Annotated in this window: 18 protein-coding genes; 4 read left to right on the top strand and 14 right to left on the bottom strand. The window is 65.6% G+C overall.

Translation table 11 applies throughout. From position 1 onward, the window contains the following. The first annotated feature begins 71 nt into the window (after nucleotides 1-71). Nucleotides 72-698, top strand: a complete 627-nt coding sequence (locus tag ACZLIB_RS10795) for a LuxR C-terminal-related transcriptional regulator (protein ID WP_049399337.1) — start codon at nucleotides 72-74, stop codon at nucleotides 696-698. Beyond that, nucleotides 695-3,019, top strand: coding sequence for an ATP-binding protein (locus ACZLIB_RS10790; protein ID WP_164079839.1), 2,325 nt, complete (start codon nucleotides 695-697; stop codon nucleotides 3,017-3,019). The genes ACZLIB_RS10795 and ACZLIB_RS10790 overlap by 4 nt, the downstream gene beginning before the upstream one ends. Here the strand turns inward: ACZLIB_RS10790 and ACZLIB_RS10785 are convergent, their stop codons facing one another. From ACZLIB_RS10785 to ACZLIB_RS10735, 11 genes are all read right to left on the bottom strand, one after another. Further along, nucleotides 3,020-3,775, bottom strand: coding sequence for a SapC family protein (locus ACZLIB_RS10785; RefSeq protein ID WP_164079840.1), 756 nt, complete (start codon nucleotides 3,773-3,775; stop codon nucleotides 3,020-3,022). It lies immediately after the preceding gene. A 110-nt stretch (nucleotides 3,776-3,885) separates the two neighbouring features. Continuing rightward, nucleotides 3,886-4,158: a hypothetical protein gene (locus ACZLIB_RS10780; RefSeq protein ID WP_005409616.1), complete on the bottom strand. Its 273-nt coding sequence runs from the start codon at nucleotides 4,156-4,158 to the stop codon at nucleotides 3,886-3,888. Nucleotides 4,159-4,411: 253 nt separating this feature from the next. After that, nucleotides 4,412-6,448 carry an elongation factor G gene (gene fusA / locus ACZLIB_RS10775; protein ID WP_478469837.1) on the bottom strand — a complete coding sequence of 679 codons (2,037 nt, stop codon included), beginning with the start codon at nucleotides 6,446-6,448 and terminating at the stop codon, nucleotides 4,412-4,414. 415 nt (nucleotides 6,449-6,863) lie between these two features. Then, entirely contained in the window at nucleotides 6,864-7,613 is a 750-nt protein-coding gene (locus tag ACZLIB_RS10770) for a hypothetical protein (protein WP_478469836.1), read from the bottom strand. A 63-nt stretch (nucleotides 7,614-7,676) separates the two neighbouring features. Further along, nucleotides 7,677-8,294, bottom strand: coding sequence for an energy transducer TonB family protein (locus ACZLIB_RS10765; RefSeq protein WP_478469835.1), 618 nt, complete (start codon nucleotides 8,292-8,294; stop codon nucleotides 7,677-7,679). Nucleotides 8,295-8,364: 70 nt separating this feature from the next. Further along, complete coding sequence (locus ACZLIB_RS10760; protein WP_478469834.1) at nucleotides 8,365-8,805, bottom strand: hypothetical protein; 441 nt, start codon at nucleotides 8,803-8,805, stop codon at nucleotides 8,365-8,367. A 221-nt stretch (nucleotides 8,806-9,026) separates the two neighbouring features. Then, nucleotides 9,027-9,788 carry a heme ABC transporter ATP-binding protein gene (locus tag ACZLIB_RS10755; protein ID WP_478469833.1) on the bottom strand — a complete coding sequence of 254 codons (762 nt, stop codon included), beginning with the start codon at nucleotides 9,786-9,788 and terminating at the stop codon, nucleotides 9,027-9,029. Then, nucleotides 9,785-10,828 (bottom strand): FecCD family ABC transporter permease, encoded by a 1,044-nt coding sequence (locus ACZLIB_RS10750; protein ID WP_014037165.1) that lies wholly within the window; start codon nucleotides 10,826-10,828, stop codon nucleotides 9,785-9,787. Before ACZLIB_RS10750 ends, ACZLIB_RS10755 begins: the two co-directional genes overlap by 4 nt. Next, nucleotides 10,825-11,874, bottom strand: a complete 1,050-nt coding sequence (locus ACZLIB_RS10745) for a heme/hemin ABC transporter substrate-binding protein (protein ID WP_478469831.1) — start codon at nucleotides 11,872-11,874, stop codon at nucleotides 10,825-10,827. Before ACZLIB_RS10745 ends, ACZLIB_RS10750 begins: the two co-directional genes overlap by 4 nt. A 51-nt stretch (nucleotides 11,875-11,925) precedes the next feature. Next, the gene (locus ACZLIB_RS10740) at nucleotides 11,926-13,302 is read right to left on the bottom strand and encodes a YncE family protein (RefSeq protein WP_478469830.1); all 1,377 of its coding nucleotides are present in this window, start codon (nucleotides 13,300-13,302) and stop codon (nucleotides 11,926-11,928) included. A 122-nt stretch (nucleotides 13,303-13,424) separates the two neighbouring features. After that, nucleotides 13,425-14,453, bottom strand: coding sequence for an alpha/beta hydrolase (locus ACZLIB_RS10735; protein ID WP_478469829.1), 1,029 nt, complete (start codon nucleotides 14,451-14,453; stop codon nucleotides 13,425-13,427). A 279-nt stretch (nucleotides 14,454-14,732) separates the two neighbouring features. Here ACZLIB_RS10735 and ACZLIB_RS10730 point away from each other — a divergent pair, with 279 nt between their 5' ends. Next, a complete protein-coding gene (locus ACZLIB_RS10730) occupies nucleotides 14,733-15,107 on the top strand; it encodes a hypothetical protein (protein ID WP_107431869.1) in 375 nt (124 codons plus the stop codon). Between the two features lie 73 nt (nucleotides 15,108-15,180). On the opposite strand, the gene ACZLIB_RS10725 is transcribed toward ACZLIB_RS10730, so the two are convergent. After that, on the bottom strand, nucleotides 15,181-15,570 hold the full coding sequence (locus ACZLIB_RS10725) for a DUF805 domain-containing protein (protein WP_106548556.1): 390 nt from the start codon (nucleotides 15,568-15,570) through the stop codon (nucleotides 15,181-15,183). Between the two features lie 189 nt (nucleotides 15,571-15,759). Beyond that, nucleotides 15,760-17,058, bottom strand: coding sequence for a replication-associated recombination protein A (locus ACZLIB_RS10720; protein WP_227843153.1), 1,299 nt, complete (start codon nucleotides 17,056-17,058; stop codon nucleotides 15,760-15,762). Nucleotides 17,059-17,461: 403 nt separating this feature from the next. Between ACZLIB_RS10720 and ACZLIB_RS10715 the strand changes: the two genes are divergently transcribed. Continuing rightward, a complete protein-coding gene (locus ACZLIB_RS10715; RefSeq protein ID WP_088025927.1) occupies nucleotides 17,462-18,631 on the top strand; it encodes a hypothetical protein in 1,170 nt (389 codons plus the stop codon). A gap of 180 nt (nucleotides 18,632-18,811) precedes the next feature. Here ACZLIB_RS10715 and lolA read toward each other — a convergent pair whose 3' ends face one another. Continuing rightward, a complete protein-coding gene (gene lolA / locus ACZLIB_RS10710) occupies nucleotides 18,812-19,450 on the bottom strand; it encodes an outer membrane lipoprotein periplasmic chaperone LolA (protein WP_164161856.1) in 639 nt (212 codons plus the stop codon). Nucleotides 19,451-19,462: the final 12 nt, after the last annotated feature.

The raw sequence follows: 19,462 nt of genomic DNA, 5'->3' as shown, positions 1-19,462 counted from the left end.
TTCGATGCTCGACGCGACAGCGGCGCCAGAATGATCGCCACGCCCTGCGGGCGCCGATCACCTCCCTGCGCATGAATGGATATCCTGCACCGCGCCGACTGCGGCTGGCACTCCTCGACGATCACGAAATCGTCCGCCGCGGCACCGCCCTGCACCTGTCCCACGACGTCCGCTTCAGCATTGTCGCCAGCCACACCCGCAGCGATGAGCTCATCGGCAGCCTGCGCCAGTTGGCAGTGGACGTCGCCATCATCGATCTCACCCTGGCGCCTGGCGACCGCAGCAGTGATGAGCTGGTTCCGCTGCTGCGCGAGTGCTTCCCACATATTCCCCTGCTCGCCTTCGCCACGCTGACGCCATCCACCCGCATCGACCACCTGCTGGCGACCGGCATCTCCGGCGTAGTCAGCAAGTCCGAGCCCCTGGAGATGCTGTCTGATGCCATCGTGCGCATCTCGCAGGGGCTGTGCCGCCTCCCTGCCGATTGCCTGTTCCCGGCGTGCCGCGAGGAACTCAGCCGCAATGAACGCGAAGTGCTGGACCTGCTCCTGGCCGGCCTGACTGTCTCGGAAATCGCGCTGCGTCGCCACCGCAGCGTCAAGACGGTCAGTACCCAGAAGGTCGCGGCCCTGCGCAAGCTCGGGTTGCGCAATGATGCGGAGATCTATGCACTGCGGCAGCAGCTGGAGATCCAATGAGGCGGCGCGTTCGCCTCCGTCTGCGCACGTCGTGCACGTTGTTGCTGGCCCTGATCCTGCTGCCGGCTGCATCGGCCGAGGATGCACAGTTGCGGAGATGGTCCGCCGGCCGCGAAGTGCGGGTTGCCACCGCGCCATCATTGCGACCGCTCCCCCCAACGCTGGCGGATTCAAGCGCACTGCCCACCCTCGCCCATGGCTATGCCAAGCTTGTGGCTCGGCATTCCGGCCTGCGCTTCCGCGATCTCAACTACCCCAGCACGAGCGCAGCGGTCGCTGCCGTCTGCCGGGACGAGGCCGACCTGGTGCTGGTCATGGGCAGCCCCTCGCATCACCCGCTTCCCTGTCCCGACCTGAGGGCCTCCGGCGCCTTCCATGGCGGCAAGACGGTATTGGCTGTGCGTAAAGGCGAGCACCCGCCCCGTGACATTACCGGCGTGAGGGCGCAGCTGCTGGCCGTAGTTGAAGGCGGTCCCTATGCCGACTGGCTGACGATCCACCACCCCCGGATCCACCTCCTGCATCTCCCCGACCGCCATGCGGCCCTGGCCGCTGTTGAAAGCGGCAACGCCGATGCTGCGATCGGCCTGGAAGCAACGCTGCACTCGATGATCCGGCAGCACTTCACGGGAAACCTGCAATTGCACCCGTTCGACAGCGGATTCTCCACCGATTTGCACCTGCTTGTCCGCCGGGAGGACCAGCAGCTGCTGGCGCGCATCGATCAGGCGCTGCGCGCCATCACCCTCGAAGAGCACGCAGGCCTGCTGGAGTTGTGGGCGCAGCAGATGCTGCCCACATCCATCGAGAGCGCACTGGATCGGGTGCGTTCCCCGCTCCTGCTCTGGCTGCTGTGTCTGGCCGCGGCACTCATCGGCCTGCCCGTGCTCTGGCAGGCGTTACGCTGGCGAATCGGCCGCGCGGAACAACGCCTCGGGCGCGCGGCGGGAATGATCAGCCATGAAGTGCGCAATTCCGCGCAGACAGTACTGGCTTCGATCGACCTGCTGAGCCAGTCACACCTGCCCAAGGGGCAGCGTGAACTGCTCGCGGCTGCCCTTGCCGCCGGCCACTCGCTGCGCAGGCTGCTCGATCGCTCGCTGGCGTTCTCGCGCCTTGCCAGCGGCAGCTTCAGGCCGCATCCCACGCCCTGCGACGTCGGCCAACTCTGTGCCCGTGCACTGGAAGCAATCCGGCCGGAGGCACTGCGGAGAGGGCTGTCACTCCAGTTGGATCGCGGGCCCGATCCAGCGCCAGTGGTTGTGCTCGATGCTGATGGACTGCGTCAGATTGTCGACAACCTGCTGGGCAATGCATTGAAATTCACCGATGTCGGCGGTATCGAGGTGCGCCTGCAACTACAACCCGCCCTGTCTCCCCGGGAGCTGTTGCTGGATGTGATCGACAGCGGCATCGGCATCGCACCCGCTCAACTGGCGCTTCTGTTCCGACCATTCCAGCAGAACGAGGATGGCCAGAGACGTGGCGGCAGCGGACTGGGCCTGACGATTGCGCACGAACTGGCCGTTGCCATGGGCGGCAACCTGACCGCACACAGCGTGCATGGGCGCGGCAGCCGTTTCACCCTGCGATTGCCGGTCCGCGCCGTTCACGGCGATCAGCCGCCCATCGAGCCGCTGCAGCAGACGCCACTGACCGGCATCGACCTGCTCCTTGTCGAAGATCATGCACTCAGCCGGCATGTCGTCGCAGAGCAACTGCGTCGGCTGGGCGCCGACGTACGCGCGGTTGCCGATGCCGACGCCGCATTGGCCGAGCATGCGCTACGACCGCGCGGCACGGTAGTACTGGATATCGGGCTTCGCGGCTCGGATGGCTATGCACTGGCGCAGCAGCTGCGCGCGCAGGCACAGGCACCTCTGCGAGTGATTGCCCTGTCCGCCCGCATGGGGCGCCGGCACGCGGCACGCTGCCGAAGGGCCGGCTTCGACGCCATCCTGGTCAAGCCGCTGCAGGTTGCGAGCCTGCTGCAGGCGCTGGACCTGCCGCCCTCGGCGCACGGCACCGCGCCCGATGACACCCCTGGCGCCGAGCCGGATTACGCTGCGGACATTGCCCATGAGCTGGCCAGGATTGAACAGGCCGTGCAGGACGTCGATACCTCGACACTGCGCCATCATGCACATCGGCTACAGGGAACGCTGCAGATGTGCCGGGCAACGGATCAGGCCGGCACAGCGGCCGACCTGTGGGAACTGGGGCATGAGGCCGCGCCTGACTGGGTCGAGGCGCGGCGACTGCTGCGGGGATTGCAGCAGTGGCACGGCTCCCGCAAGGCGGAAGCCGCACCATCGGCCTGATCAGGCCGCCAGGCGCTCGACCTGGCGACGGGTCAGGTCATTGAAGCGACCCAGCGACATCAGATGCTGGTGGATCAGCGCCAGCCAGCCGCTGCGGTGCCACTCGACCACGGTCGTTTCCGGCAGCGCCACGAACTTCTCGACGTCCACCACCAGGAAGCCGTTGAGATTGAACTCGCGGCCATCCGGAGTGCGGACGGTGGCGTTGCGCTCGACCAGCAGGCCGTTGTCGATCAGCGCCTTGGAGAAGGCCTGGGTCTGTTCGTGCTCGCGGGTGTACTGGCCGCAGAACTCCAACGCCTGCTGCACCATGTCGGTGGCCTTGCCATCAACGAACAGCGGCTGGCCTTCGTCACCGCCCTTGACCACGCGCGCGCTCTCTTCGTCGATGCCCAGCAGGAAGTCGTTGTCTGCACCGGTGTCGATGAAGATGAAGGGGTGGCGACGCAGGTAGGCCGGGATATAGGCCTCGTCTTCCCACAGGCCGTCCTTGATGAACAGGTTCTGGTCGGACACGCCCACGGCTGCCATCGGCACGGCGGTCGGGCCGGCGAACAGGATCGGGAAGTGGTGCAGGGCCAGCGAGAACTCGCCCAGCACCAGCGGAATGGCGTTGTTGCCGGCGGCAAACTCGAGCCTGCCCGGCAGGATGCGCAGATCGGCATGCACATCGGCCTGCAGCGGCACCGGACGGGTGTAGAACAGGGGGGCGCTGCTCGGCGCCGCTTCGGTGGTGGTGTCGCTGGTGGTCGTCATCTTGGGAACCGTTCGATCATGCGCGCCTGCCATCCCGGGCGCGCCAGCGGGAACAACCTGAATCCCGCATTATCAACAAGCTCGATGACAACGGCCACCCCACCGACGGCCTATTTCAACTGCAGGGGGTAGCGCTGCCAGAGGACGTGGACCAGGAACCCGGCCAGCTCGGTGTCGCGCGCGCTCACCGCAGCGCGGATCTTGTCCAGCAGCACCATGTCCGAGCAGGAGCGCACATCGGCGTGGTTGGCCTGCCCGGCCCGGCGCGCGCGGTAGCGCGCTGCGCGCTGCGCGTCACTCATTGCGTACCCGAACTTGGGCGGACGACCGCGCTTTCGCGGCAGGGTCAGCTCCAGGGTTCCGGGGTCTTTGTCATCACGCATGAGAGGGGTGCGGGCGGCGGCGAGCAACGGGGGGTGCGCAATTTATCGTGAGGCATCACTTTAATCCAGCTTTTTCTGCAGTTTTGTTGCGATGCAGTGCATTATCCCGGTGTCGATGCGAATTCATCCACGCATGGCGTGGATCTACTGCAGGGCCTGCAACCCGATCACCCGGTAGATCCACGCCATGCGTGGATGGGCATTCCCGACGACAAAAAAAGGGAGCCCGCTCACGGGCTCCCCTCGCCTTTCCTTACGCAGCGCGTACCGGCTCGTAACCATGCAGGTGCGCCTCACTGCTGGCCCGCCCCTGGCTGAGCGAACGCAGTGATGTGGTGTACCCCACCAGCTGCGCCAGCGGTGCGAAACCACTGACCTCGGCACGACCGTCCTGGTCCTCGATGCGGGCAATACGGCCGTGGCGTCGATTGAGGTCGCCGACCACATCACCCACCGACGCTGACGGGGAATGCACCGTCACCGCCATCACCGGCTCCAGCAGCTGCGTACCGCCCTCCACCAGTGCCGCCTTGACCGCTTCGGCACCGGCACGGTGGAACGCCATCTCCGACGAGTCCTTGGCATGGGTCTGGCCATCGACAAGACTGACCTCGATACCGACCACCGGATGGCCCTGCGGACCTTCCGACAGCGCGGCACGCACGCCCTTTTCCACCGCGGCGATGAAGCTGCGCGGCACCACGCCACCGACGATGCGGTCGTTGAACACCACCTGGTCATCCTCGCGCGGCGACACATCCAGCACCACGTGCGCGAACTGGCCTTGGCCACCGGTCTGCTTGACCAGCCGCCCCACCACGCCGGTCATCGCACGCTGCGGTGTCTCCTGGTAGGCCACGCGCGGCGAACCTACGCCCACGTCGACCTTCCATTCACTGCGCAGGCGCTCGACCATCACCTCCAGGTGCAGCTCGCCCATGCCCCAGACCAGGGTCTCCGCCGTGTCGCGATCGGTTTCGACGCGGAACGAGGGATCTTCCTGGGCCAGGCTGGCCAGGCCCTGCGCCATCCGGATCAGGTCGGCCGCACGCGCCGGCTCCAGCCGCCAGGCCAGCACTGGCGCCTGTGCCTGGATGTTCTCCAGGCGCAGCGGCTGCGCACGGCCACTCAGCGTTTCACCGCTGACCGCGTCCTTCCAGCCCAGCACCGCAACGATGTCACCGGCCACGGCCTGTTCGATGTCGTGGGTCTGGTCGGCCTGCACCCGCACCAGGCGACTGACACGTCGACCCTGCGGATGCTGCGAACTGGCCACGGCATCACCGACCTTCAAGGTGCCCGAGTACAGCCGCACGAAGCTCAATGCGCCGTGCTGCTGGTGAGTGATCTTGAACAGCAGGCCCGCCAGCGGACCGTCCGGATCCGGCGACAGCACCACCTCGCCGCTCTCGCTTTCAGCGGTGACTGCAGGCCGATCCAGCGGCGACGGCAGGTAATCGACCACCGCATCCAGCAGCGTCTCGACGCCCTTGTCCTTGAAGGCCGCACCGGCCAGTACCGGCACGCCCGCACCGGCCAGCGTCGCCCGTCGGATCGCAGCGCGCAGCTGTTCGGCATCGATCACGCGACCTTCCAGCCAGGCATCGGCCAGAAGTTCGTCGTGGTCGGCCACGGCCTCGACCAGTGCGTCGCGCTGCGGCTGCCACACGGTGCGCGCCGCGTCGTCCCACGGGGTCACCGTGGTTACGGCACCATCCTGCCAGTGCAGCACGCGCTCATCGACCAGGTCGACCCAGCCGTTGAAGTCGCTTTCGCTGCCCAGTGGCACACCGAGCGCCCACGGCCGCGCCTGCAGCTTGTCCTGCAGCTGCTCCAGCACGCGCTCGAACGAGGCGCCGACGCGATCCATCTTGTTGACGAACGCGATCAGCGGCACGCGATGGCGACGCGCCTGGCGCCACACGGTTTCCGACTGCGGCTGCACGCCATCCACCGCCGAGAACACGGCCACGGCGCCGTCGAGCACGCGCAGCGAACGCTCGACTTCAATGGCGAAGTCGATGTGGCCGGGAGTGTCGATCAGGGTCAGCCGATGCGGCGGCAGGTCGCGTGGCGCCCACTGCGCCTGTACGGCAGCAGCGCCGATGGTGATGCCACGTTCGCGTTCGATCGCCGAGAAATCGGTGGTCGCGTTGCCATCGTGCACTTCGCCGACGCGATGGATCTCGCCGCTTTTCCACAGCAGGCGTTCGGTCAGCGTGGTCTTGCCGGCGTCGATGTGGGCAATGATGCCGAGATTGCGACGACGGGAAAGGACTTGGGTGTTCATGAGAGAGGTTCCTGCAAAGCCAACTTCGGGGGCCGCGCACCCCGGTTGGCGACAGGGTGCGCGGCTAGCGTTCGGTCTCGGCGATCTGGTGCATGGCACGTTCTCCTTGCGGTACACCGGGTTACGGGGAATGGAACTACGGAAACAAAAAGAGCGCCCCGGAGGGCGCTCTGTCGAAGGTCCAGCGATGGCCGCTTCAACGGCCTCGTGGGGCTCCAGGCAGACACGCCCGTTCCGCGCTTGCGCGGGTCAGGGTGAAAAACTTCAGGAGCGGCATCCGGTTCATGGCGCGTATTCTAGACCTGCCAATCTGGCGCGCAAGTGAATATTGCGCACATCAATAGAACAATGAGGCCGGCGGGTCTCGGGGTCGGATCCCTTTGCCACGGGCAAAGGGCCCTGACCCCAGCTCAGCTCACTTGCACTCATGCAGCTTGCGCGCCTCAGCCACGGTCGCAGCCTGGTCGTCCCCCATCGAGATCCATCCCTTCAACGACATCGCCGGATCCACCTGCGCCTGGCGCGGGCCGCCATGGACCACCACCTCGGTCCAGCTGCCGACCGGCGCCAGCTCCGACAGTCGCGCCACCTGGTCGTCTTCGGTACTGAACATGTCGTCCGGCTCCGCAGGCTTGGCCTTGTTCACGGTCTCGGTCTTGCGTGCCCGGATCCGCAGCGCGCCATCGGCCATGCGCTGGGTAGTGACGTCATGGCGTTCCACCCCGTAGGCCCAGCTGCTCTCACCCGCGCGACGGGTCTCGCTGCCGTCGTCCGCCACCACCACCGAATCCCCCGCCGCTTCGGCCACGGCCGCAAGCGAACCCAGGCCGGACATCATTGCCTGATAGGCAATCATCTGCCGCTGTTCAGCGGCCAGCGCAACGTCACCTGCCTTGCCGGCAGGAATCTGCAGGTACACCGCCTCCCTGCACAGCATCAGCACCTGCTGGTCATCCCAGCTGATGAGCACTTCATCACTGGCGAAATAGCGGGTCGTCACCGGAACCACCGGAGCGCCCCCGCCGGCGGAATACCGGCTCTCGATCAGCGAGGCCTGCTCGGCGGCCTTGATCAGGGAGACCGAGGATGCGGACGCGGCGTGGGCCGCGCACGTCGTGGCAACACACGAAACAAGAAGTGCAAAGCGCGGGAGTTTGAATCGCATGGGGTCATTCCTTTGATGGCGGAAAGTCCAACATGATACCGGGCACGATCGAGGCCACCGGGACTATGGCGCTTCGATGTCAAAGGGGAAAGTCTCCTCAACTGTGCCGCCGACGTCTTTTCCAGCGCGCTGCGCAGGGACGTAGCACCATCCCCATGCATGCTCGATGGCAACAGCATCCTGTGCAGGATCACCGCTTGACTGAACAACCTCAACGGACTGAAGCAGACCCGAGGCATCCACGTGCATCCGCAAGCGCGCCACACCGCCAGAGCGCTTCTCTGGCGGATATTCCAGCGGGCGCAACACCTGGGAAAAGAACGAAATTCCCACGCTCTCGCTCCGGCTGGAGATGGCAGAGCAGTCATCCCTACGCTCGAATCGCTTTTCACGCACGGCAACAATGCGCTGCAGAGCTGCCAAAGCCTCATCTGCACAGCGATCGCTTGCTCCCTCCAAGCGGCTGTTGCAGATGTATCGCATTTCCGCAGCACTTCCAGGCCCAGGAGCACAGCTGGGCAACACCAGAAGGCTGATGAGCAGTGAGATGTAGTGCGCGCGATTCATACTGTTTTCGGAGCAGTGCATGTCTCCCAGCACGATCCCACCGGAAGCACTCCAGTGCCATGCAACTTTTCTGAGATGCGCGGGAAAGGACAAGCAATTCCAGCAAGTGCTCATCGGGTCCTCCCTTGCGCATGGAACGGACCAGTAGGATCTACTGCTTGGAGTTTGCCCCCCCAGATAGGGGCTATGAATCCCCACCGTACTTTCCCGGGTACTGCAGGTAGTCCCAGTTTCCTTGCGCCTGCTCCCTGACGCGGCGGCTCCTATCTCTTGCGAGTATCGGATACAACCTCGCGGCAAGCTCCTCTGAGATCCAAAGCATGTGGCAAGCCACTCGGAATCTCACCTTGGCCGTGGAGTGCGATGCCAGTTCAAACCAGACGCACTCTGTAGTTGGATACGCATCATTCAGCTTGCAAAGCCAGCTGCCAGATGCCTCCCATGTCCCCGAGGCGCCGTCCACAAGTCCCTTGCGAATCGCATTCACTGCGCTCTCGATCGGAACGATGCCGTCCTTCAAATCGTGAATGGGGCTGACGATGGCAAGCACCATCTGGAGCTCATCATCCTTGTGGTGTCTGCTAATCGCGCATTTGATTTCATGCTCGCGACCAAAGGTGAACATATGGACTTCCCCGCTCCGGAATGCCCAATGGTCAGTCAGCCCGAAACATCAAAGCAATAATCAACTAGCAGCGCTCGTACCTGAAGGGAGGGCGCAGCCAGCGCAGCTCCTGCCACCCCAAGGCCCAACACACCAGCTTCCCCGGTGGCAGGGCGGAGAATCAGCGGAAAGCAGCTCAGGGTATTGTCAAAGACGCGGCTATTTACGACATCACCCTGATATCAGGTCACCACCACCAGCGGCACCCCGCGCCGCGGGTGCTCCAGCACCACCACATCCTGCTGGTAGACACGCTGCAGGTTGTCTTCGGTGAGCACCTGCAACGGCGTGCCATCGGCCGCCACCTTGCCCTGCTCCAGCAGCACGATGCGGTCGGCATAGCCGGCGGCCAGATTCAGATCGTGCAGCACCACGATCACGCACGCACCGGCCTCGGCACAGGCGCGCACGCTGCGCAGCGTGCGTTCCTGGTGACGCAGATCCAGCGCTGCGGTCGGCTCATCCAGCAGCAGCAGCGGCGTGTCCTGCGTCAGCACGCGCGCGAACGTCGTCCGGGCGGACTCGCCACCGGACAGCTGCTGCACCTCGCGCAGGCGCAGCGCCTGCAGCTCGGCGGCATCGATTGCCGCTTCCACCTGGGCGTCGTCCACGGCTGGATCCGGCGGATGCGGCAGCCGCCCCATCGCCACCACTTCTTCCACACTGAACGCGAAGCGCACGCCGTGCTCCTGCGGCATCACCGCGCGCTCGCGCGCCAGTGGCCCGGCCTTGTAGCTGGTCAGCGGCCGGCCCAGCAGACTGACTTCGCCCGCGTCAGCGCGCAGGTCACCGGCGGCGACCGCCAACAACGTGGACTTGCCCGCGCCATTCGGGCCGACCAGCGCGGTCACCGTCCCCGGCTCGAACGCCAGCGAGATGCCGTGCAGGATCTCGCGCTGCTGGCGACGGACCACCACCTCGTGCAGCTTCAACAACACGCTCATGGTGCGGCCTTGCGGCGCTGCTGCAGCACCAGCCAGAGGAAGAACGGCGCACCCAGCGCGGCCGAGAACAGGCCCAGCGGAATCTCCGCCGGCGGATCCAATGTGCGCGCGGCGGTGTCGGCCACCACGATCAGCAGCGCACCGAGCAGCCCGGACAACGGCAGCAACCAGCGATGACCAGGGCCGACCAGCAGGCGCGCTACGTGCGGCACCACCAGGCCGACGAAACTGATCGAACCGGCAAACGCCACCGCTGCGCCCACCAGCAGCGCACTGAACGCCACCAGACGACGCCGCGTGCGGGTCACATCCAGCCCGAGGTGCTGTGCCTGGCGTTCGCCCAGCGCCAGCATGTCCAGCGGCGTGGCCAGCCGCTGCAGCGCGAACACACCGATGGCAAACAACGGCACCACGGCCGCCACATCGGCCCAGTTGGCGCGCGCCAGCGAGCCCATCTGCCAGAACACCAGCGACTGCAGCTCGCTCTCGCTGGCGATATATGTAAGGAAACCGATCAACGCCGAGCAGAACGCGGCCATCGCGATACCGACCAGCAGCAGCGTGGCGTTGCCCGTACCCTTGCCGGGCCGAGCCAATGCGTAGGTCAGGCCGATGGCCAGTGCGCCGCCAGCGAACGCGGCCACCGGCACCAGCCAACCGGCCGCGCCCGCAGCACCCAGCACGATGGCGGCAACTGCACCCAGTGCGGCGCCTTGGCTGACACCGACAATGCCGGGATCGGCCAGCGGATTGCCGAACAGGCCCTGCAGGCTGGCACCGGCCATCGCCAGCGACGCACCGACCATCGCGCCCAACAGGGCACGCGGAATGCGCAGCTGCCAGACCACGGCCAGGTCGCGGCTGCTGACCGCCTGCGGATCGAGCAGGCCCAGCTTCACCGCCAGCGCCTGCATCACCTCCAGCGGCGGCAACCGCAACGGACCCACGGCGAACGAGGCCAGCACTGCCCCCAGCAGTGCCAGCAACGCCACCAGCAACATCGTCCGCCCGCGACGGCGGCGCCGATCCGCCGGACTCATGCCTTCGGCAACGCCGCCAGGGCCTTGGCCAGCGCCAGCGCGCCAGCACCGGAACCGACACTGGTGTACTTCAGCTGCACATCCGGCATCACCCAGACCCGGTTGGCCTGCCCGGCCGGGGTCTGCTTCAGCGTCGGGTACGCCTTCCACAGGCCCTCGGCACCGCCGAACAACTGCAGATCGTGCTCGGTCACCAGGATCACTTCCGGTGCCGCCGCGACCACGCCCTCATTGCTCAGCTGCGAGTAGTTCTTCACTCCCGCTTCGGTACCGATGTTGATGCCGCCCGCCAGTGCGATCAGCTGCGCCGACGCACTGTCGGCACCTGCAACGGTGGGTGAGCCACCGGCGCCGGTGGCCGAGACGTGGATCACTCGTGGCGCATGGCCCAACCCCTTGCCAATCGCTGCAGCCTCGTCGAGCTGACGCTGCACCTGCGTGGCAAGTGCCTGCCCTGCTTCGGCCAGCCCTAGTGCGGCGGCGACCTTGCGCACCTTGTCCGGTGCCGGCTGCAGGTCATCGATGACCACCGCCGGTTCGCCCACCTCACGCAGTTTCTTCGCCAGCTCGGTGTGGCGGCGCAGGCTGTTGCCGAGGAACAGCGACCCCTGCAGGCTCAGCACGCCCTCCACGCCCGTGGTGCGGTTGAACAGGAACTGGTGCGGGGCAGCCAGGCCGGCCTGGGTGGTGGTATTGGTCGGCGCGGCGAACACCTGCTTGTCCAGTCCCAGCGCCTCGATCACCGCGATCACGTCGTCACCACCGGCAATGATGCGGCTGGTATCGGTCACCTCGACGTCGGCGCCGTCATCGGAATGCACCTTGGCCGGCAGCACTGCCTTCTGGTCGCGCACGGCCGGCATATCGGTGCCAGCCACGCGCTGCCAGCCAGCCGGCAACGCGGCTTCGCCAGCCGCGGTTGCGGCGGCGGCGGGCTCAACCGGCTTGCCGCTATCGGAGGGCGTCGATGAACCGCCACAGGCAGCCAGTGCCAGCGAGACAGCCAACGGAAGCGCGCACAGGCGCAGACGGGACGCGATGTTCATGCTCGTTCTCCTTGCTGGCAGGGCGACGCGCACGCCGCCCCGCCGTGTGACTTACTGCTTCGGGGTGATGCGGGTGATGCGGTCACCCTTCGGATCTTCAGCACCGCGCGACTTGTTCACCGCGAACACGTTGCCCTTGCCATCGGCACGGACGTGGTTCGGCAGCGTGCCGCCGTCGAGGTTGGCGACCACCTTGCCGTCACCGTTCACCACGGTGACCGTGCCAGCGCCACGGTTGCTGACGTAGGCCAGGCCGGAGGCATCATCGAAGGCGACGTTCAGCGCGCCGGCGCCGACCGGTACATCGTGCAGCACCTTGCCGGCAGCCACGTCGACGATCAGCAGGTTGTCGGTGCCCTGCGAGGCCACGTACAGGCGGTTGCGCGCTGCGTCGAAGGCCACGCCCGAGGCACTGATCGAGTTGCCCAGGTCGATGACCTTCTCGACCTTGCCGCTGGCGACGTCGATCACTGCCGCTTCCGGGGTGCCGATGCTGACGGTGAACAACTTGCCGCCCTTCTCGTCCAGCACCAGGCTCATCGGGGTGAACTTGCCGTCGTCCACGCCGGACTCCAGCGTCACCGCCGGCAGCTCCTTGAGGGTCTTGGCGTCGAACACCGACAGATGGTCCTCGCCCGTGGCCGAGGCGAACACCTTGCCGTGGGTGCCATCAACCACCACGTCGCGCGCGTGCGGCACGGCATCGACCGGGAACTGGTGGACCAGCGACAGGTCCTTCTGGCGGTAGACCGCGATGGAGTTCTGGCGGGTGTTGGTGACCCACACGTTGCCGTTGGTGTCATCCACGCCAACGCCGTAGACCGCGTACACCGCACCATTGGTGCTGCCCGGCACCTGCGCCGGGGTGATCGCCTTGGTCACCTTCAGCGACTTCGGGTCCAGCTTCAGCAGCTGCGACTGGGTCACCGGTGGGCGGCCCACGGCCGAGGTCACGAATACCGCGTTGCTGGCTGCGCTGTAGGCGGACTGGTACAGGCCCGGCACCAGCTTGTTGGACTGGATGGCGAACTGCGCCTGGCCGGACAGCGGCAACTGCGGCGAGACGCGCAGCTTCAGCACGGTGGCTGCAGCCGGCTGGCTGGCGCGCACCACCACCGGGTGGGTACCCGGCACGGCATCGGCCGGAATGCTCAGCTGGGTCTTGAAGTTGCCATCGGCATCGACCACCAGCGGCTGCGTGTTGAGCACGCTGTCGCCACGCAGCAGGCTGACTTTCTGGCCCGGCACGAAACCGCGACCGACCACGTCGGCAGTGCTGCCGGGAACCACGTTCTCACCGCGCGAGACGACCTCACCCTTGAAGGTGGCGTTGGCCGGCTGATCGAACACCGGCTGTGCGGCGGCGGTCACGGCCAGCAACAGGCCAGCGGCGAGAGAGGTGAGACGGAAAGACGGACGGAACGACATGGAAGGCTCCTTGCACACGTAGGCCGCGCCACGTGACGCGGGATTCATCGGTTGCCTGGGCCGCTGCACATCGGCAGCCTCGCCTGGGTAGTGGGGTCGCACGCCTTGGCATGCGAAGGGATTCATTCGGCGGCGTTGTCACCGCTATTGGGCGCGCCGTCACCGGCACTGCGGTCGGTCACGCCGTACAGTTCATGCAGCGTGGCATGGAACGACGCAGGCAGCATCGGGCCGTGGCCGAGGCCATCGAACTCGCGGTACTGCACGCGCATGCCCGGCACCTTGGCCAACCGCTCGGACAGCTGCATCGCCGCATCCGGGGTGGCACCACCGATGCGGCGCAGGTGTGCGACCACGCGCGGATTGTTCATGTCGCGCTTGCCGCGATCGCCAACACGCTCGGCACCGCCCAGCATCAGCCAGAGCTTTGCCGGCTGGCCATGCACGTTCTGCACGAACTGCTGTTCCGGATCACCCAGCGCCGCGCCCTGGCTCCACCACAGCGACGGACTGGCCGCCAGATAGGACTGAAAGGCGGCGGGACGGGTGTACAGCGCATTGAGCACGAACAACCCACCCAGTGAGTGGCCCCAGAGTGCTTGCTGCTGCGTATCAATGCGTGCGCGGCGCTCGACTTCCGGCTTGATGCGGCGTTCGATCACATCCAGGAACGCGGCAGCACCGCCACCGACCGCCTGGGTCGTACCGCTCTCGTCGTCGGCGCGGTCGATCCACGCGGTGTAGTCGCGGGTGCGCGCCTTGGAATCGATGCGCAGGTCGTTGTCATAACCGATCAGCACCAGTACCGGCGGCGCCTTGCGTGCCGCCAGCTCGGCCAGCAACGGCTGATCCAGCACCATCGCCACGGCATTGCCATCCAGCGCGTACAGCACCGGCGATGGCGTCTTGCCGGCCTTGGCCGGAATCGCCAGGTTCACCCGCCAGCGGCGTTGCTGGTCGGGACTGTCCACCACGAAATGCTCGAAGCGATAACTGACCGCCGGCTCGTCGAGCACGGTGTGGCCGATCTTCTGCAGCGGATTGCGCTGCTGGGCATGGGCGTACGGGGTGGCCAGGAGCAGACCCATCATCAAGGCGACCAGGCCGCGGGGCAGTGGACCACGGCGCGAAGGCGGGACGAAATGCTTCATCAGCGGCGGCAGAAGCGGCTCACGGCCGCCGGTTCACAAGGGACCGCAGTCTACCTTAAACGCGAATGATTATCACATCGATCGAACGTCACGCTGTGTATCACGCGCGCGCATGCCGGGTTGCGCAAGGGGCGGCAATTCACCTATTTTGCCGGCCATCGGGGCATTGGATCGCCCCGCTTCCAGCGCAGCCGTGGATGGCGGGCACTTGCCGCCATCCGGGTCGCGTTCATCTGCACACAACCGCCATGGGATTGGATCCCATGATTGTGAGAACCCTTGAAGCACACCGCACTGATCGCCCTGTCCCTCGGCCTGCTCGCCCCACTGGCCGCGCACGCCGCGCAGGATCTGCCGTCGCTCTACCAGGCCTTTGAAGAGGCCGGCAATTCGACGCTGAGCATGGACCAACTCAACCAGACGGTGACGTTCACCGCCGTGGCACTGGGCGTTTCCAGCAACCTGGCGGGCGAGCCGCTGATCGAAGCGGGCGATGACCAGGGCAATGTCCTGGCTCGGCTGACCAGCGATGATGAGCAGCAGGCCGCCAAACTGGGCGCACTGGAAGAAGGCGCCGTCTTCACCGCCAGCTGCACGCTGCAGTTCAGCTCCGGCACGGACTACCTGTCCTTCGGCGATTGCACCCTGAAATAACGACGAAGCCGGCGAAACGCCGGCTTCTTCTCTTTGCCTCTATAGAGTCGAGCCATGCTCGACTCATGCAAGATCACGGCCCCGAAGGCACCGGACCGTACACGTTCTCCTGCGGCGTGCCCGGCAGCAGCGAGAAGATCATGATCACGATCCCACCGCCCGGCACCAAGGCCAGCAGGAACAGCCAACCCGACTGGTTGCAGTCATGCAGGCGGCGCACGGTCACGGCAATCAGCGGCACGATCGTGGCCAGCCACATCACGCCCAGCAGCACCACCATGCCGATCAGGATGCCGGCCAGTGCATCGGGACTGTTGCGCAGGAGGATCGCCAGCACACCGGCCAGCAGCATCACCGCGGTTGCGACCAGGAACAGGAACAGCTGGTACATCCAGTACTCGCGGCGGTTGGCGCGGCCCTCGAACTGGGCGTAGCGCTTCAACGGCAGAATCATTTCCTGCACGGCATCGATCCTTGAAAGAGAAGCCGCGCAGTGTGCCAAATGCACGCGCTATGGACAATGTGGCGACGAACCACGCTCGGCTGCCATTGCCCCCTGTAGAATCGAGCCATGCTCGACTACTGCTCCAGAAGGCACCCGTAGTCCGTCAAAGAGCGGAGTCGAGCATGGCTCGACTCTACAAGAGCGGGCTCAACGACCCTTTGCCGCCCGCGCCGCCTCGCGCTCGGCGCGCAGCCGGTCCAGCTTTTCCTTCAGCTTGATTTCCAGGCCGCGCGGCACCGGGTTGTAATACACGCGCTCGCCCATCGCATCCGGGAAGCCGGTCTGGTCCAGTGCGATGCCGCCTTCGGCATCATGGTCATACTGGTACTCGGCACCGTAGCCCAGCTCCTTCATCAGCTTGGTCGGCGCATTACGCAGGTGCAGCGGTACTTCTTCGGTACCGCTCTCGCGCACATCGGCCTTGGCCTGGTTGAAGGCCGCATAGCCTGCATTCGACTTGGCGGTACTGGCCAGGTACAGCACCAACTGAGCAAAGGCGAGCTCGCCTTCCGGGCTGCCCAGCCGCTCGTAGATGTCCCAGGCCTCCAGCGCCATGCTCTGCGCGCGCGGATCGGCCAGACCGATGTCCTCGATGGCCATGCGGGTCAGCCGGCGGGCCAGGTAGGACGGATCGCAGCCGCCATCGAGCATCCGGGTCAGCCAGTACAGCGCGGCATCCGGGTTGGAACTGCGCACGGATTTGTGCAGCGCCGAGATCTGGTCGTAGAACTGCTCGCCACCCTTGTCGAAGCGGCGGGTACGATCGGCCAGCACCTGGGTCAGGGTCTGCGGCGTGATGCGCCCACCCTCCCCGCCCGCCAGCTCAGCGGCGATCTCCAGCAGGGTCAGCGCACGGCGCACGTCGCCGTCGGCGGCGGTCGCAATTTCCAGCAGCAGCTCGGGAGCGACCTCGATGTGCTCTTCACCCAGGCCGCGTTCGCGGTCACCCAGCGCACGCTCCAGCGCCTCGACGATGTCTGTGGGCGAAACGCCTTCCAGCACATGCACGCGGCAACGCGACAGCAGCGCCGAATTCAGCTCGAAGGATGGATTCTCGGTGGTGGCACCGACGAACAGGATGGTGCCGCGCTCGATATGCGGCAGGAACGCATCCTGCTGCGCCTTGTTGAAGCGGTGCACCTCATCCACGAACAGCACGGTGCGGCGGCCTTCAGCGAAGCGTTGCGCGGCCTCGGCCAGCACCTGGCGCACCTCCGGCAGGCCGGACAGTACGGCAGAGATGGCGCGGAATTCCGCATCGGCGTACTCGGCCAGCAGCAGCGCCAGCGTGGTCTTGCCGCAGCCCGGCGGCCCCCACAGGATCATCGAATGCACGCGACCGGATTCGACCGCGCGGCGCAGCGCACTGTCCGGCGCCAGCAGGCGCTTCTGCCCGACCATTTCGTCCAGGGTGCGGGGGCGCATGCGCTCGGCCAGCGGGCGCATGTGTTCCCGATCGACGCTCAGCAGATCGGGTCCGGGGAATGAAGTGGAGCGATGTCTTGGCACCCGGTCATTGTACCGCGCCGCCCAACGGTAGCGCCGGGCTGTGCCCGGCGGGCGGGACGCGATGTCTGGTAGTGCCGGCCGCTGGCCGGCAGATCAACAGCGTGTCAACCAAGGTTGACACCCACCAGAGCAGAAAGCGCCGGGCCATGCCGGCGATCAGGCCGCACGGGTGGTAGTGCCGGCCGCTGGCCGGCAGCCCCGCAATGTGTCGGAAATGAGCCGAAGCCGCCGGAGCCAATTCATCGGTAAGCCACTGATTCACATGGAACGGCCTTTCCCGGGAGCCATGCATCCTCATTAGTAGCCGAGAATTTGCAGCTCAACCATCCAGGCCCCACTCGTGCGCGATCCCGAATCCAATGTCCTTGAGTTCGTTGCCGGCTGCGCTGTCGATGCGAACATTTACTACTTGGCTGCAAGGATCGGTCCGGGGCACAAATGCTACGACCCGGATCCGGGCCCGCCCTCCCGGATGTTCTTTTATCAACATCAAACGGATGAGAAATGGTTCTATCACGACCTGTCCGACTGGCAGGTCGAGTCCACCATCTTCGTCCCTGAACAACAGGACGGGCGCGCTCGTCGAGTATTGGCTCTTGACTACTACGGCCAGCTTGAGGATCTCGCTCGAGCAGGCACGACATGCGAGTACATTTCACATGATGGTGATGACTTTTCCGGTGGGCTGACCCGGATCCGGCAGCTGGGTGAGGATCTATTCTGCTGCGGAGTGCATGGCATGATCTATTACCGGAGCGAGGCAGGTTGGGAGCAGCTTCCTACTCACTTCCCTGCCCCCGAGCATCAGATCTGCGAAGACGATCCTGATTTGGATGATTTCGACAACTGGCTTGACTGCGTTGGCCATCTATTCGAACTGGACGGTGTGCCGTCGCTACCAGCTGACCCGGCGGAGCGCGACGCAGAGCTTCGGCGAAGATTCGAAGAATCACGCGCTGATCTGGCTCGAATCGGGAAGGATCATGCGCTCGACCAACTGCTGGCCAATTTGGAACTGGCCAGCGTGAATGACCTCTGCGGAACCGGCTTTACCGATCTCTATGCGATCGGTTCTGACGGCCTGATTGCGCACTGGGATGGCGCAACTTGGACCATCCCGGACCAGATCACCTTCGCCGAACTGCTGCATGCATCCAAAACGGATTCGGGCGAACTGTTCCTGGTCGGTACCGAGGCAACAATCGTAACGGGTCAGATCAATACGGGTTTCATGCCCGTCCCGCATCAGATCAGCCCTGACGTACCGTTCTACTGCGCCTGCCAGTACGGGCAATCCATCTACATCGGCTCGGAGAATGGACTCTATCTCTACAGCCCCACCTCTGGAGTGGTTGAACGCTTGGCTGCGGGCATTCCTGAAGAACTGGTGGACGCCGCCATTAACGACATCAGTTCCGCCGATGGGGTGCTATGGGTGTTGACGCAGTGGGATCTGGTTCGATTTGATGGCCTCAACTGGCAGGTCATCGTTCACCCGGACAACGGATGAGCTGGCCGAACGCGTGCCAACCAAGGTTGGCACCCACCAGAGCGGGTCAGGTCGGATCGCGGCAGCACCGAACCCTGCCCGGCGGATCAGGCCGCAAGGGTGGTAGTGCCGGCCGCTGGCCGGCAGATCAAAAGCGTGTCAACCAAGGTTGACACCCACCAAAGCGCCTCCGCCCACAGATCAATTACCGATGACGTCGGTGCCCTTCGGCGGGGTGAAGCTGAAGGTGCCGGCGGCGAAGCCCGGGTTGCGCTTCCAGCCACTGAAGCTGATCACGGTACGCTGGCCAACGGCATCAGTGATTTCCATCTTGGCCAGGCCCTGGGCGTTGAAGCCCAGCGCGGCGTACTGGAAGCTGGCTTCGGTCTCGCGCTTCGGCGACAGCGACAGCCACTGCAGGCCGTCGCGCTGCGCGGCTTCTTCGCTGACGTCGTACTGCTGTTCCAGCAGCGCCGGATTGATCAGCGCGGTCAGCGGGCTGTTCTGCTCTTCCTTGCCCTGCTCGCGCACGGTGGCCTGCTCCAGGTCCGGCTCGTACATCCAGACTTTCTTGCCGTCAGCCACGATCAACTGCTCGTGCGGGCGCACGTATTCCCAGCGGAACAGGCGCGGCGCGGACAAGGCCACGCGGCCGCTGGTCGATTCCTTCACCTTGCCGCGGCTGTCGAACACCTGCTGGTTGAACTGGCCATCCAGGCCCTTCAGGCCACTGGTGAAGGTCTTCAGGTCATCGCGGGCGCCAGCCCAGGCGCTGCCGGCGGCGGCGCAGGCCACGGCCAGGGTGGTGGTGGCAAGGAAACGGCGGAAGCGGACGTTCATGCGGGAATCCTG

The sequence above is a fragment of the Stenotrophomonas sp. 220_Sma genome (assembly GCF_056487375.1).
Note: the sequence above shows the minus strand (reverse complement) of the source record. Positions and strands in the feature narration are given on the sequence as shown.